A 13,822-nucleotide genomic window follows, 5' to 3' on the forward strand; every position below is an offset into this window, starting at 1 on the left:
GCCCCTAATCTTTGCAGATCGACTCTGGAAGGTTGGCCCCATGGACTTCGTGCCTTACGCGGTACCGTTTTTCATTGCATTGATCGTCATCGAGCTGCTCGCCGATCGCTGGCGTGGCGTGAGCAACTATCGCATGGCGGATGCCATCAACAGCATGAGCACCGGCGTGCTGTCGACCACCACCGGGCTGTTGACCAAGGGGGTCGGGATCCTCACCTACGCCTTTGCGCTGCAGCACCTGGCGCTGTTCGAGCTGTCCGCGCAAAAGCCCTGGGTCTGGGTGTTCGCCTTTGTCGCCTACGACTTCTGCTACTACTGGCTGCACCGTATGGGGCACGAGCGCAATATCCTCTGGGCCGCCCACTCGGTGCATCACCAGAGCGAGGACTACAACCTCAGCACCGCCCTGCGCCAGACCAGCACCGGCTTCCTCCTGAGCTGGATCTTCTATCTGCCGCTGGCCGTGCTCGGCGTGCCGCTGGTGGTGTTTATCAGCGTGGCCTCGCTGAACCTGTTGTATCAGTTCTGGGTACATACCCGGCACGTGCCCAAGCTGGGTTGGTACGAGTGGTTCTTTGTCACGCCGTCCAACCATCGGGCGCACCATGCGCAAAACGCGCTGTATATGGATCGCAACTACGGCGGGGTGTTTATTCTCTGGGACCGCCTGTTCGGCACCTTCCAGGAAGAGGACGAACGCGAGCCGGTGATCTTCGGCGTGACCACGCCGCTGGCCAGCTGGAACCCGCTGTGGGCCAACCTGCAGTTCTATGCGCAGCTATGGGCCGATGCCCGGCGTACGGAAAGCTATTGGGACAAGCTGCGGATCTGGTTTATGCGCACTGGCTGGCGTCCGGCCGATGTCGCGGCCAGATACCCGCTGAACAAGCCGGACCTGAGCCAGTTCCGCAAATTCGAGGTGCCCCTGGAGATCCGTCAGCAGATCTACCTGGCCCTGCAATTCGCGGTCTATGTCGGTTTGGGCAGCTACCTGATGAACTTCGGCGAGCATTTGCCGCTGGCGGCGCTGCTGCTGGGCTGTGGCACCCTGGTGCTGGGGTTGTTCGTGCTCGGCGCGGCGCTGGAGAATCGCCCTTGGGCGTTGCGGCTGGAGCTGGTCCGCCTGGCGTCCAACCTGCCGTTGGTCTGGTGGGCACCGTTGGTCGGGCTGTGGCCGGCCAGCCCATTGGGCTGGATCGGCGTGTTCAGCTACAGCCTGTTGAGCCTGATCGGCCTGTACTACTGCAGCAAGCCGCGGGTCATTCGTCTGGCCGGTTCGTAGTTTCGGCCAGGCGGGCCTCGGCCCGGGCCAGGCGCGCGCTGCGGATGCGTCGCCAGCTCCAGAGCAGCAGGCCGGCCACCAGCAGGCCGCCGAGCACCCACAGCTCGTATTTCTTCACGCTGCCGAGCATCCCTTCGAGAATCGCCCCGAAGTGATAGGCCGCCGCCGCCAGGGCCGCGGCCCAGATCGCCGCGCCGATGCCGTTGAGCAACAGGTAGCGGCCCGGCGGATAACCCGACAGGCCGATCGCCACTGGCATCACCGTGCGCAAACCGTAGACAAAGCGGAAGGTCAGCACCCAGATATCCGGATGGCGGCGGATATGCTCCAGCGCTCGATCACCCATCAATTGCCAGCGCGGCTTGCGTGCCAGAAGTTTGCGGCCATGCTTGCGCCCCAGGAAATACCACAGCTGGTCGCCGGCATAGCTGCCGAAGAACGCCACGATAACCACCAGGTTGATGTCCATGTATCCGCGGAACGCGAGGAAGCCGGCCAGTACCAGAATGGTCTCGCCTTCGAAAAACGTGCCGAGAAACAAGGCGAAGTAGCCGAAATCCTGCAGAAATTGTTGGAGCATTGTCTGGATGCTGGCGAAATGAACGCGCAGCCTAACCCTTCGAGGACAGAGAGGAAAGTGTCGAAATGTGTCTCGACGTTAACATTTCCTACAAGGGGAGCGGCTGTGGCGACGGGTCGCAGGAGTAAGCACAACTGTAATTCCTTCGTCATAATGGCCGCTTATAACTGCCATGCTCGCCCGCTTGTGCGGGCTCAGGAGTCTGCCGTGAGCTTTACCCCCGCCAATCGCTTGTTTCCCGCCACCCGCCTGCGTCGCAATCGCCGTGATGATTTTTCTCGCCGCCTGGTGCGTGAGAATGTTCTGACAGTCGATGATTTGATCCTGCCGGTGTTTGTGCTGGACGGTGAGAATCGCCGCGAAGCCGTGGCGTCGATGCCAGGGGTCGAGCGCCTGACCATCGACCTGCTGCTCGAAGAAGCGGCGAACTGGGTCGAACTGGGGATTCCGGCACTGGCACTGTTCCCGGTGACACCGCCCGAACTCAAGTCCCTGGACGCCAGCGAGGCCTGGAACCCGGAAGGGATCGCCCAGCGTGCCACCCGTGCCCTGCGTGCCCGCTTCCCGGAACTGGGGGTGATCACCGACGTCGCCCTGGACCCGTTCACCACCCACGGGCAGGACGGTATCCTCGACGAGCACGGTTACGTCCAGAACGACATTACCGTCGATGCACTGGTCAAGCAGGCCTTGTCCCACGCCGAGGCGGGCGCCCAGGTGGTGGCGCCTTCCGATATGATGGACGGACGCATCCAGGCGATCCGCGAAGCCCTGGAACTGGCCGATCACGTCAACGTGCGGATCATGGCCTATTCGGCCAAGTACGCCAGCGCCTACTATGGACCTTTCCGCGATGCCGTCGGCTCGGCCCTGAACCTGGGCAAGGCGAACAAGGCGTCGTACCAGATGGACCCGGCCAACAGCCACGAAGCCCTGCATGAAGTGGCCGCCGACCTCGCCGAAGGCGCCGACATGGTCATGGTCAAGCCGGGTATGCCGTATCTGGATATCCTTTTTCGGGTCAAGGATGAATTCAAGGTGCCGACTTTTGTCTATCAGGTTAGCGGTGAGTACGCCATGCACATGGCGGCCATCCAGAATGGCTGGCTGGGCGAAGGCGTTATTCTTGAATCCCTGACCGCTTTTAAACGGGCGGGTGCCGATGGCATCCTGACCTACTTTGCCGCCCGCGCCGCCCAACTGCTACGAGAGCAGAAATAGCCCTCACAGGAACACTCGATGAATACCGAAGGACTCAGCGAAGTTGAAGTAAAAGACGCTCAAGCGGTGGTCGAGCCGATCGTCGAAACCCCGCCGGAGCTGGAACCCGCGCCGGTGGTGGTCGAAGCCCCCCATGTGGCGGTGCCGTCGGCGGTGGTGATTCCGAGCCTGGATGACAGCAGCCTGTATATCCACCGTGAGCTGTCGCAGCTGCAGTTCAACATCCGCGTGCTGGAGCAGGCGCTGGACGAGTCCTATCCGCTGCTGGAACGCCTCAAGTTCCTGCTGATCTTCTCCAGCAACCTGGATGAGTTCTTCGAAATTCGTGTCGCCGGGCTGAAGAAGCAGATCACCTTCGCCCGCGAACAGGCCGGCGCCGACGGCCTGCAGCCGCACCAGGCCCTGGCGCGGATCAGCGAGCTGGTGCACGGGCATGTCGATCGCCAGTACGCGATCCTCAACGACATCCTGTTGCCGGAGCTGGAAAAACATCAGGTCCGCTTTATCCGCCGCCGCTACTGGACCACCAAGCTGAAGACTTGGGTCCGTCGTTATTTCCGTGACGAGATCGCACCGATCATCACCCCGATCGGCCTCGATCCGACGCACCCGTTCCCGTTGCTGGTGAACAAGAGCCTGAACTTTATCGTCGAGCTCGAAGGTATCGACGCCTTCGGTCGCGATTCGGGCCTGGCGATCATCCCGGCGCCGCGCCTGCTGCCGAGGATCATCAAGGTACCCGAAGACGTGGGTGGGCCTGGCGATAACTATGTATTCCTGTCGTCGATGATCCACGCACACGCCGACGACCTGTTCCAGGGCATGAAGGTCAAGGGCTGCTACCAGTTCCGCCTGACCCGCAACGCCGACCTGGCGCTGGATTCCGAAGACGTCGAAGACCTGGCCCGCGCCCTGCGCGGCGAGCTGTTCTCGCGCCGCTACGGTGACGCCGTGCGCCTGGAAGTGGCCGATACCTGCCCGAAACACCTGTCGGACTACCTGCTCAAGCAGTTCAACCTGAACGAGACCGAGCTGTACCAGGTCAACGGTCCGGTGAACCTGACACGGCTGTTCAGCATCACCGGCCTGGACAGTCATCCGGAGCTGCAATACACGCCGTTCACTCCGCAGATCCCGAAACTGCTGCAGAACAGCGAGAATATTTTCAGCGTGATCAGCAAGCAGGACATCCTGCTGCTGCACCCGTTCGAATCCTTCACCCCGGTGGTCGACCTGCTGCGCCAGGCGGCCAAGGACCCGCACGTCCTGGCCGTGCGCCAGACCCTGTACCGCAGCGGCGCCAACTCGGAAATCGTCGACGCCCTGGTGGACGCGGCGCGCAACGGCAAGGAAGTCACCGCGGTGATCGAGCTGCGGGCGCGCTTCGACGAAGAGTCCAACCTGCAACTGGCCAGCCGCCTGCAAGCGGCCGGTGCGGTGGTGATCTACGGCGTGGTCGGCTTCAAGACCCACGCCAAGATGATGTTGATCCTGCGTCGCGAGGCCGGCGAGATCGTCCGCTACGCGCACCTGGGCACGGGTAACTACCACGCCGGCAACGCCCGCCTGTATACCGACTACAGCTTGCTGACCTCCGACGACGCCCTGTGCGAAGACGTCGGCAAACTGTTCAGCCAGTTGATCGGCATGGGCAAGACGTTGCGCATGAAGAAGTTGCTGCACGCGCCGTTCACCCTGAAGAAGGGCATGCTCGACATGATTGCCCGGGAAACCCAGTTCGCCGTCGAGGGCAAGCCGGCGCACATCATCGCCAAGTTCAACTCGCTGACCGATCCGAAGATCATCCGCGCGTTGTACAAGGCCAGCCAGTGCGGCGTGCGTATCGATCTGGTGGTGCGCGGCATGTGCTGCCTGCGTCCGGGCATCGCCGGGGTCTCGCACAACATCCAGGTGCGCTCGATCATCGGTCGCTTCCTCGAACACACCCGGGTCTTCTACTTCCTCAACGGCGGCGAGGAGCAGATGTTCCTCTCCAGCGCCGACTGGATGGAGCGCAACCTCGACAAGCGTGTCGAGACCTGCTTCCCGGTCGAGGGCAAGAAGTTGATCCTGCGGGTCAAGAAAGAGCTGGAAAGTTATCTCACCGATAACACCCACAGCTGGAGCCTGCAGTCGGACGGTCGGTATATCCGTAACACGCCGACCGGCAACCAGAACGCCCGTAGCGCCCAGGCGACCTTGCTCGATCGCCTGAGCAACCCGCTCCTCAGCGTACGTTGAGGGTAATGTTGACTCGGGTCAGCCACTCCGCTTCCAGCGCGAAGTCGGCCTGAGTCAGCTGGTTCTGCTCCAGCCAGTCCTTGGGAAACACCACATCCAGGCTATCGCCGTCGGCACGCAAGGTGACCTGCGGCATTTCCTGGGTGCCACGGATGTGATGGAACAGGATCGCGAAGCGCAGCAGCACGCACAGGCGAATCAGCTTGATGCCTTCATCGCCGAACTCGGCAAACTTGTCCTTGGGAATATTGCGTCGGTGCCCGCGCACCAGCAGGGCGAGCATTTGCTGGTCTTCCCGGGAGAAGCCGGCCAGGTCCGAGTGCTCGATCAGGTAGGCGCCGTGCTTGTGGTACTGGTAGTGGGCGATGTCCAGGCCCACTTCATGGACCTTGGCGGCCCAGCCCAGCAGTTCGCGCCAGACCCCGTCAGCCAGTTCCCAGGCATCCGCCACCTGGTCGAAGGCGTGCAGCGCCTTGCGCTCGACCCGTGCCGCCTGTTCCAGGTCGACGTGGTAACGCTCCATCAATGAGCTGAGGGTGCGTTCGCGCACGTCTTCGTGGTGATGGCGACCCAGCAGGTCGTAGAGCACGCCTTCGCGCAGGGCGCCGTCGCAGTGATCCATGCGTTGCAGGTCGAGGGCGTCGAAGATCGCTTCGAGAATCGACAGGCCGGCCGGGAAGATCGCCCGGCGGTCGGGCTTGATCCCTTCGAAATCGATTTTCTCGGCATCGCCGAGCTTGAACAGCTTGCGCTTGAGCCAGGCCAGCCCTTCGGCATTTACTTCGCCGCTGCCCTGGCCGCCGGCCTTGAGGGCCAGGCCGATGGCGCGGATGGTCCCGGAGGAGCCGATGGCCTCATCCCAGGTCAGGCGGTGCAGGGCGTGCTCGATGCTCATGATCTCTAGGCGTGCCGCCGTGTAGGCCTGGGCGTAGCGGGCCGGGGTGATCTTGCCGTCGCGGAAATAGCGCTGGGTGTAGCTGACGCAACCCATTTGCAGGCTTTCGCGCAGCAGCGGTTCGAAGCGCTGGCCGATGATGAATTCGGTACTGCCGCCGCCGATATCGGCCACCAGGCGCTTGCCCGGGGTGTCGGCGAGGGTGTGGGACACACCGAGGTAAATCAGGCGGGCCTCTTCACGGCCGGAAATGACTTCCACCGGGTGACCGAGGATTTCCTCGGCGCGGCGGATGAATTCGCCGCGGTTGCGGGCTTCGCGCAGGGCGTTGGTACCGACGATGCGCACGGCGCCCAGGGGCATGCCGTTGATCAACTGGGCAAAGCGCTTCAGGCAGTCGAGCCCGCGCTGCATGGATTCTTCGGTGAGCTGACGGTCCTCGTCGATACCGGCCGCCAGCTGAACCTTCTCGCCGAGGCGCTCCAGGATCCGGATCTCTCCGTTCTGGGCCTTGGCCACGACCATATGGAAGCTGTTGGAGCCCAGGTCGATGGCGGCGATCAGGGACAGATTCTTGGCTTGGGAATGCGGCATGGTTGAAGGATCTCGGTCGATAACCTCGCCATCGTGCCACGATCAGGCCCTGACGCCAACGTAGGACGCCTGTGAGCATCAGGCCTGGGGCTTGCAGCGAGGGGGGTGGACAATCATTACTTCAATTTTCCTACATAAATATTTCATATTGATGACCTGCGTCATGAATTGTGACGACAGTGATGTTTATTAAAGTTTGCAGTGTTTGTCTATCCGTCGTACCAAGAGCGTGGCCGCTTCCGGTTTTCTTGTCAGGTGCCAGCGTGGAAACTAGCGGCCGGCGATTATGCCGGGGTGTTAATTATTTATCGGACTGCGGACGGGAGGCCTAAGCGCTGACTCTTTTTCGGGTGTGAACCTGGATTGAATTCCGCAGTTCTGAATAACAAGCATCTGCTTACACTTGATAATAGGGAGTAGGAAAATGAAGTTGGTATCTGGATGGACGCTCGGTGCTCTGTTGGCTGTACTGGGGGTCAATGCCAACGCGGCGGACTTGTTGGTGAAGGGGACCATCGTCCCGGCCAGTTGCACACTGAGCCTGCACAATGGCGGTGTGGTCGATTTCGGGAAAATCCGTGCCGCTGAATTGAGTCCCAATGCCTATACGCGCCTGCAGCCCAGGGGCGTGCCTTTTACGGTCAATTGCGACGGCGGCACCCGGGTGGGGGTGAAGACGCTCGACAACCGCTCCAGCAGCAAGGTCCCGGGCATCCTGCAGGCGGCCCTCGGCCCGGGCTATAACGATGCCTACAACTACGGCCTGGGGACCACGGCGGTCGGTCAACGGGTCGGCGGCTATGCCCTGAGCGTGAAGGATTCCGTGGCGGATTTCCCGCTGGTCAACACCATCGTCTCGACCAATAACGGTTTGAACTGGAACCGTGGCAACGGTGCGCTGGGCCAGTATCAGAACATCATGTCCTGGAGCGGCTTTCTCTCCACTCATCCGGCATCGGTGCAGCGGGTCAGCGGTACCCTGGAAGTTCAGCCGGTGATCAATAAGACCTCCGAATTGGATGTTACCCAGGAACTGTATCTGGATGGCTTGGCCACGTTGGAACTGCGTTATCTCTAACTTTCGTTGATGTCAGTAACTAGGCTGCCGGCACAGGACTCTGTGCCGGCACTCTCTTTCTATGTCTGTTGAATAATAAAAATATAGTCGCAAGGAGCGTATTGCTTGAAAGTTGTGCCTCTTATGCCGATGTTCAGGTCATTGTCTATCGGTGTGCTGTTCTTTTTCCTGGGCGTGTTCTGGAGCGCCGCCCGTGCCGATGGCATGCAGCCGGAAACCACGGTGGTGATTCTCTATGAAGAGGAGGGGGAAGCCAGTATCCAGATCAAGAACACCGACAGCGGTCCGGCCTTGCTGCATTCGGCTGTCGAATCGATTCCCGAGGATCTTGAGTCGCTGGTGGTGATCACGCCCCCCGTGACCCGGGTCGACGCCGGCGAGACCCAATTGGTGCGGTTTCTCAGCGCCAACGGCGAGCCACTCAAGACCCAGCGCCTGAAACGCGTCACCTTCGAAGGTATTCCCCAGCGCAAAACCGGGCCCGGCGCTACCGTCGGCGTCACTCTGCGCCAGAACCTGCCACTGATCCTGCATCCCAAGGGACTGGCCCGGCATCCGGCGCCCTGGAAGGAACTGACCTGGCACCTGGAGAAGTCCCGGCTGGTGGTGCGCAATGACAGTCCCTATGTGGTGCGCCTGTCGCCGGAACTGGAACTCAACCCGCACAAGGTCAGCGTGATGCTGAGTCGCGATTATGTCCTTCCGGGGGAGACGCTGGCGGTGGAAATAGACACGACTCAGCCCACGGCCACCTCGGTCACGCTGCAGCCGGCGACGGTCTATGGTTTTGCCGTGGCCCGTCACGAAGCGCCCATTCTGCTCGAGGCGCTGTGACGTGGGATCCCTAGGCAAGCCGGCCCCTGTCTCGAGGCTGGCGAAGGTACTGGCGCCGCGCCGGGGCCTGGTGAGCGGGCTGGGCGTCGCGGTCTTGCTGGGACTGGGCGAGCCGGTCGCCGCCGAGAAAAAGGACGATGCGGCTGACGCGGAGTTTGACCTGTCGGTGCTTTCCGAGCGCGGTCTCGATCCACAGGTGGCCGACTATTTCCGCTCGGCGCCGCGCTTTCGTGAAGGAGCGCAGCGGGTGACGCTGGAACTCAACGGCAAGCGCCTGGGGCTGGCGGAGCTGCGTTTCGACCGGGACGGCGAGTTGTGTTTCACCTCCGGGTTGCTGGACAAGGCCGGCTTGAAGAGGCCCGACGTTGGCGCGGATGCCGATGAGGACGCCTGTCATGCCTTTGTGCGTGAGTACCCGCAGACCCAGGTCATCCTGCGACCCAACAGCGAGGAGGTTGTCCTGCTGGTGCCGACCCAGGCCCTGCGCGGACCGGAGCTCGACAGCGGGGTCTACGCCCGTGGCGGCACGGCCGGACTGCTCAACTACGAGGTGCTGGGTTTCGATACGCGCTCGCGCCAGGGCGGCGGGCGTTTCTTCTCGGCGACCACCGAGGCCGGGTTCAATGCCGGCGACTGGATTGTCCGTAGCCGTCAGTTGCACGTCTCCAATGACGGGCAAGAGCAGACCGAGCATCTGTATGCCTATGCGCAGCGGGACTTCCGACCGTGGCAGACGACCTTCCAGGCTGGCCAGATCAACAGTGCCGGGCCGGTGTTTGCCGGGGTCCGGCTTTCCGGTGTGCAATTCATGCCCGATGGTGCGCAACGAGGCCAGGCCGGGCGCGGTGTCCTGGTCGAGGGGGTGGCCTTCGACGCGTCGCGGGTCGAGGTTCGCCAGTCCGGGGCTTTGATCCATACCAGCCTGGTGCCGCAAGGCCCGTTCAGCCTGGGCGGCTTGCCGTTGCTCAATGGCACCAGTGACCTGGAGGTCAGGGTGATCGGCCAATCCGGCAGCGAGCGCCGCTTTGTCGTGCCGGCCGCATCCTTTCCGGGCGCCACGGCGGTCCAGCCCGGCTACTACATGGCCCTGGGGCGACTGCGCGGCGCCACCGGTCGCGGCGAAGAGCCGCCCTTGCTCGCCACCGGCAGCGGCACCTGGGGACTGGGCGAGGCCACGTCATTCAGCGCCGGGCTGCTTGGCAGCGATGACTACCGTGCCAGCGGCTGGGCGCTCGACAGCCGCCTCTGGCAGCAGGTCGGTGTCGGCCTGCGCAACAGCCTGTCCCATGACACCCGGCGTTCGCTGGCGGGGAGCCAGAACAGCCTGTCGTTGAACAGTCCGTTGGGGGCGGGTGTCGACCTGGACCTCAGTGCCACCCTGCGCAGTGCCGGCTATCGCGATCTGCTGCAAATCGGCGAGGTGGGGCTGGCGGACGATCCCGGCTCACGCTTCAAGCACCAGTACACCGCCGCGCTGGGCTGGTCGGCCCCGCAACTAGGTGGTTTCAGCCTCGGTTACTCGCGCAGTGTGATGTTCGACGGGAGCTTGTCCCGGCGTCTGCACGGCACGTGGAGCAAGAGCTACCGCTACGCCAGCCTGAGCCTCAGCGTGGATTCCGACGTCGGTTCGGGCGGCGACCGCCATGCCGTCGACTCGGGCCTGGGGCTGCGGTTGGGGGTCAGTGTCCCGCTGGGCGGCGACCGGCGCATCAGCAGCTACCTCAATCGCCGTGGCGAGCGCCTCGATATCGGCGGCGACTACCGCGAGCGGGTCAACGATACCCTCAGCTATGACCTGGGGCTGGAACAGGACCTCAAGGGCGACCGACAGATCACCCGGGGCAACCTGAACCTGATGCCGCGTTACACCCAGGTCGGCCTGGGGGTGACACGCAGCGACTCCAGCAGTAGCTACAGCGGACATTTGTCCGGAGGCCTTGCGCTGCACGAGGGCGGCCTGACGTTCTCGCCCTACGCGATCCAGGAGACCTTTGGCGTGGTCTCGGTGGGCGATCTTTCCGGCGCCCGGATCACCACGCCCCAGGGGCCGGTCTGGACCGACTTCAGCGGCCAGGCGGTGGTCGCCGGTCTGCCGGCCTACCGCAGCAGCCAGTTGGAAGTCGACACCCGCTCGTTGCCACGGCGGATCGACCTGCGCAACGGAACAAAAAGCCTTGAAGCCGGGCGCGGCTCATTCAATCGGGTGGATTTCGCGGTGGTGAAGGTTCGACGGCTGCTGCTCAAGGTCACTGATGAAAACGCCGAGCCGTTGCCCCAGGGCGCCTCGGTGTTCAGTGAAGACAAGGCCTTCCTGACCACGGTGGTCGGCGGCGGCATGATTTTTCTGAGCGATGTCGAGGCCGGCCAGCGGCTCACGATCAGGCGGGCGGATCACACGGCCTGCACGCTGCCGGTCGAAATACCCGAATCCGCGGACAGCGATCGGCTTTATGAAACGGCCACGGCGGTTTGCCGGGCAAGTCAACCCTATGGAAGACCTCTATGAACTCTCGTGTCCGCGTGGTTTTACGGCGTTGTTGCGTCGCGCTTGTCCTGTTTTCAGCCCCCGCCGGGGCCAATGACTGCACGCTGTCGCTGAGCCAGTCGCAGATCGAACTGGGTGCACTGCGCCCGGGAGCTTTGGCAATGGCGCCCGGCCAGCCTGACCTGTTCCTCGGGACCCGGCGGCTGAGCCTGAATATTGCCTGTCCCTGGCCGACCTCGATGGTGTTGCGGTTCGATGGGCCGGCGGCGGGGCCACAGGCCTTTCGTTTTGATCGCCAGGGGCGTTTCACGGTCGGCCTGAGCAATGCCCGGCTCGACGGCAAGCCGGTGACCCTGGCCTCGGCGCGGCGTCCGGCCGAGGCCTCTGCCAGCCACCTGATGGCGCCGGGCCAGAGCCTGGTGGTGCTGGCCCGGGACCTGCCGGCCAAGGGGCGGTTTTTCTCGGCGCAGGTCAAGATCGACACGCACCTGCCGGTCAGCGCGACCCGGGTACGCGACGAGACATCGGTCGAAGGTCGCGGACGTTTCGAACTGCTGCCGGGCGAATAACCATTCAGGCCGGCTGTTCCACGCTGCCGATAAAATTCGCCAGCTCCGGCGTCTGCGGATGGGCGAAGAGGATCTTGGGATCGCCCACTTCATGCACCTTGCCCTGGTGCATGAACACCAGCTTGTCGCCGACTTCCCGAGCGAAGCGCATTTCGTGGGTGACCATGATCAGGGTCATGCCCTCCTTCGCCAACTGGCGGACCACGCTGAGCACTTCATTGACCAGTTCCGGGTCCAGGGCCGAGGTGATCTCGTCGCACAGCAAGACCTTGGGCGACATCGCCAGGGCCCGGGCAATCGCCACGCGCTGCTGCTGGCCGCCGGAGAGACGATCCGGGAAGGCGTCGAACTTTTCCCCCAGGCCGACCCGTTCGAGCATCTGCCGCGCCAGCTCGGCGGCCTTGGCCTTGGGCATTTTCTGCACCACCTGGGGGGCGAGCATGACGTTTTCGCCGACGCTCAGGTGCGGGAACAGGTTGAACTGCTGGAACACCATGCCGACCGTTTGCCGCAGGCTGCGCAAATCGGCGCGGGCGGCGTCCAGGTAGTGACCGTCGACCTCGATCACCCCGTCGTTGATCGACTCCAGGCCGTTGAGGGTGCGCAGCAGGGTACTTTTGCCCGAGCCGCTGCGACCGATGATCGCCACCACCTGGCCTTCCTCGACGCTGAGGTCGATGCCTTTGAGCACGTGGTGATCGCCGTAATACTTATGCAGGGCAGAAACTCTAAGAAGCGGCATGCAGTCTCCTTTCCAGGTAGCGCGCACTGAGGGACAGGGGGTAGCACAGGGCGAAATATCCGAGGGCTACCAGGCCATAGATCGTGAAGGGTTCGAAGGTGGCGTTGGCGAGCATGCCGCCGGTCTTGGTCAGTTCGGTGAAACCGATGATCGAGGTCACGGCGGTGCCCTTGATCACCTGCACCGAAAACCCCACGGTCGGCGCCACGGCAATGCGCAACGCCTGCGGCAGGATCACATGGCGCAGTTGTTCATACGGGGTGAGCGCCAGGCTCGCCGAGGCCTCCCACTGGCCGCCCGGAATCGACTCGACGCAGCCGCGCCAGATCTCCGCCAGGTAGGCGCTGGTGAACAGCGTCAGGGCGATGGCCGCCGCCAGCCAAGGCGAGATGTCCACCCCGAGCAAGGCCACGCCGAAAAACACCATGAACAGTTGCATCAGCAGCGGGGTGCCCTGGAACAGCTCGATATAGGCCCGGGCGAAACCCCGGGCAAAGCCGTTGTCGCTGATGCGCAGGACCATCACCAGCAGCCCGATCAGCCCGCCGCCGACAAAGGCCGTCAGTGACAGGGCGACGGTCCATTGCAGGCCCGCCAGCAGATTGTTGAGGATGTCCCAGAAGGTGAAATCCATCAGCGGTTCCTCGCGATGTAGCGGCGTCCCAGCCAGTTCAGCAACTGGCGGATCAGCAATGCCATGACCAGGTAGATCAGGGTGGTCAGGGTGTAGGTTTCGAAGGCGCGGAAGTTGCGGGACTGGATGAAGTTGGCGGCGAAGCTCAGCTCCTCGGTGGCGATCTGCGAGCAGACCGCCGAGCCGAGCATGACAATGATGATCTGGCTGCTCAGGGCCGGCCAGACCTTGCCCAGCGCCGGTAGCAGGACCACATGGCGAAAGGCTTCGAAGCGGGTCATGGCCAGCGCCGCGGCGGCTTCCAGTTGTCCGCGCGGGATCGCCTGGATACCAGCACGGATAATCTCCGTGGAATAGGCGCCGAGGTTGATCACCATCGCCAGTACCGCCGCCTGCCACTCGGAAATCTGCAGGCCGAGGGATGGCAGGCCGAAGAAAATGAAAAACAGCTGCACCAGGAACGGCGTGTTGCGGATCAACTCGACGTAGACGCCGAAGATCGCCGCGAAGGGGCGGATCTGCCAGGCCCTGACCACCGCCCCGACAATGCCCAGGCTGACCCCGAGCAAGGTGCCGATGGCGGTCAGCTCCAGGGTGAACAGGGCGCCGCGCAACAGCAGGTCGGCGTTGTGCAGCACCGGCAGGAAGTCGAACTGATAAGCCATGG

Annotated in this window: 12 protein-coding genes; 7 read left to right on the forward strand and 5 right to left on the reverse strand. The window is 63.1% G+C overall.

Going from position 1 to position 13,822, the window contains the following annotated elements; genetic code table 11:
* Positions 1-40: 40 nt before the first annotated feature.
* A complete protein-coding gene (locus tag HX830_RS14385; RefSeq protein ID WP_177100873.1) occupies positions 41-1,282 on the forward strand; it encodes a sterol desaturase family protein in 1,242 nt (413 codons plus the stop codon).
* Here the strand turns inward: HX830_RS14385 and HX830_RS14390 are convergent.
* On the reverse strand, positions 1,260-1,862 hold the full coding sequence (locus tag HX830_RS14390; RefSeq protein ID WP_100942109.1) for a DedA family protein: 603 nt from the start codon (positions 1,860-1,862) through the stop codon (positions 1,260-1,262). The two genes, HX830_RS14385 and HX830_RS14390, sit on opposite strands and share 23 nt — an antisense overlap.
* Before the next feature lie 207 nt (positions 1,863-2,069).
* Here HX830_RS14390 and hemB point away from each other — a divergent pair, with 207 nt between their 5' ends.
* Both hemB and ppk1 read left to right on the forward strand, forming a co-directional pair.
* On the forward strand, positions 2,070-3,083 hold the full coding sequence (gene hemB, locus HX830_RS14395; RefSeq protein WP_103496072.1) for a porphobilinogen synthase: 1,014 nt from the start codon (positions 2,070-2,072) through the stop codon (positions 3,081-3,083).
* 18 nt (positions 3,084-3,101) lie between these two features.
* Positions 3,102-5,324, forward strand: a complete 2,223-nt coding sequence (ppk1, locus tag HX830_RS14400; protein ID WP_177100875.1) for a polyphosphate kinase 1 — start codon at positions 3,102-3,104, stop codon at positions 5,322-5,324.
* On the opposite strand, the gene ppx is transcribed toward ppk1, so the two are convergent.
* Positions 5,311-6,813 (reverse strand): exopolyphosphatase, encoded by a 1,503-nt coding sequence (ppx, locus tag HX830_RS14405; protein WP_177100877.1) that lies wholly within the window; start codon positions 6,811-6,813, stop codon positions 5,311-5,313. The genes ppk1 and ppx overlap by 14 nt on opposite strands.
* A 424-nt stretch (positions 6,814-7,237) precedes the next feature.
* On the opposite strand from ppx, the gene HX830_RS14410 reads away from it, so the two are divergent.
* From HX830_RS14410 to HX830_RS14425, 4 genes are all read left to right on the forward strand, one after another.
* Positions 7,238-7,891: a DUF1120 domain-containing protein gene (locus tag HX830_RS14410; protein WP_177100879.1), complete on the forward strand. Its 654-nt coding sequence runs from the start codon at positions 7,238-7,240 to the stop codon at positions 7,889-7,891.
* Between the two features lie 123 nt (positions 7,892-8,014).
* Positions 8,015-8,725 carry a fimbria/pilus chaperone family protein gene (locus tag HX830_RS14415; RefSeq protein WP_371317517.1) on the forward strand — a complete coding sequence of 237 codons (711 nt, stop codon included), beginning with the start codon at positions 8,015-8,017 and terminating at the stop codon, positions 8,723-8,725.
* Between the two features lies 1 nt (position 8,726).
* Positions 8,727-11,231, forward strand: a complete 2,505-nt coding sequence (locus HX830_RS14420) for a fimbria/pilus outer membrane usher protein (RefSeq protein ID WP_248764296.1) — start codon at positions 8,727-8,729, stop codon at positions 11,229-11,231.
* Complete coding sequence (locus HX830_RS14425) at positions 11,228-11,779, forward strand: hypothetical protein (RefSeq protein WP_256350508.1); 552 nt, start codon at positions 11,228-11,230, stop codon at positions 11,777-11,779. Before HX830_RS14420 ends, HX830_RS14425 begins: the two co-directional genes overlap by 4 nt.
* Before the next feature lie 4 nt (positions 11,780-11,783).
* Here the strand turns inward: HX830_RS14425 and HX830_RS14430 are convergent, their stop codons facing one another.
* From HX830_RS14430 to HX830_RS14440, 3 genes are read right to left on the reverse strand one after another with little or no spacing between them, the layout of a single operon-like run.
* Positions 11,784-12,521, reverse strand: a complete 738-nt coding sequence (locus tag HX830_RS14430) for an amino acid ABC transporter ATP-binding protein (protein WP_177100881.1) — start codon at positions 12,519-12,521, stop codon at positions 11,784-11,786.
* Positions 12,508-13,158 (reverse strand): amino acid ABC transporter permease, encoded by a 651-nt coding sequence (locus tag HX830_RS14435; protein ID WP_177101013.1) that lies wholly within the window; start codon positions 13,156-13,158, stop codon positions 12,508-12,510. The genes HX830_RS14430 and HX830_RS14435 overlap by 14 nt, the downstream gene beginning before the upstream one ends.
* Positions 13,155-13,820 (reverse strand): amino acid ABC transporter permease, encoded by a 666-nt coding sequence (locus HX830_RS14440; RefSeq protein WP_100942099.1) that lies wholly within the window; start codon positions 13,818-13,820, stop codon positions 13,155-13,157. Before HX830_RS14440 ends, HX830_RS14435 begins: the two co-directional genes overlap by 4 nt.
* Between the last annotated feature and the right edge of the window lie 2 nt (positions 13,821-13,822).

Origin of the sequence: Pseudomonas gingeri (assembly GCF_013385425.1) — a bacterium.
GTDB classification, from domain to species: domain Bacteria; phylum Pseudomonadota; class Gammaproteobacteria; order Pseudomonadales; family Pseudomonadaceae; genus Aquipseudomonas; species Aquipseudomonas gingeri_D.

Bases quoted from the DNA above. Each gene is read 5' to 3' on its own strand.
- HX830_RS14415 (WP_371317517.1), top strand. From the start codon at position 8,015: ATGCCGATGTTCAGGTCATTGTCTATCGGTGTGCTGTTCTTTTTCCTG.
- HX830_RS14440 (WP_100942099.1), bottom strand. From the start codon at position 13,820: ATGGCTTATCAGTTCGACTTCCTGCCGGTGCTGCACAACGCCGACCTG.
- ppk1 (WP_177100875.1), top strand. From the start codon at position 3,102: ATGAATACCGAAGGACTCAGCGAAGTTGAAGTAAAAGACGCTCAAGCG.
- HX830_RS14390 (WP_100942109.1), bottom strand. From the start codon at position 1,862: ATGCTCCAACAATTTCTGCAGGATTTCGGCTACTTCGCCTTGTTTCTC.
- ppx (WP_177100877.1), bottom strand. From the start codon at position 6,813: ATGCCGCATTCCCAAGCCAAGAATCTGTCCCTGATCGCCGCCATCGAC.
- HX830_RS14410 (WP_177100879.1), top strand. From the start codon at position 7,238: ATGAAGTTGGTATCTGGATGGACGCTCGGTGCTCTGTTGGCTGTACTG.
- HX830_RS14425 (WP_256350508.1), top strand. From the start codon at position 11,228: ATGAACTCTCGTGTCCGCGTGGTTTTACGGCGTTGTTGCGTCGCGCTT.
- HX830_RS14385 (WP_177100873.1), top strand. From the start codon at position 41: ATGGACTTCGTGCCTTACGCGGTACCGTTTTTCATTGCATTGATCGTC.
- HX830_RS14430 (WP_177100881.1), bottom strand. From the start codon at position 12,521: ATGCCGCTTCTTAGAGTTTCTGCCCTGCATAAGTATTACGGCGATCAC.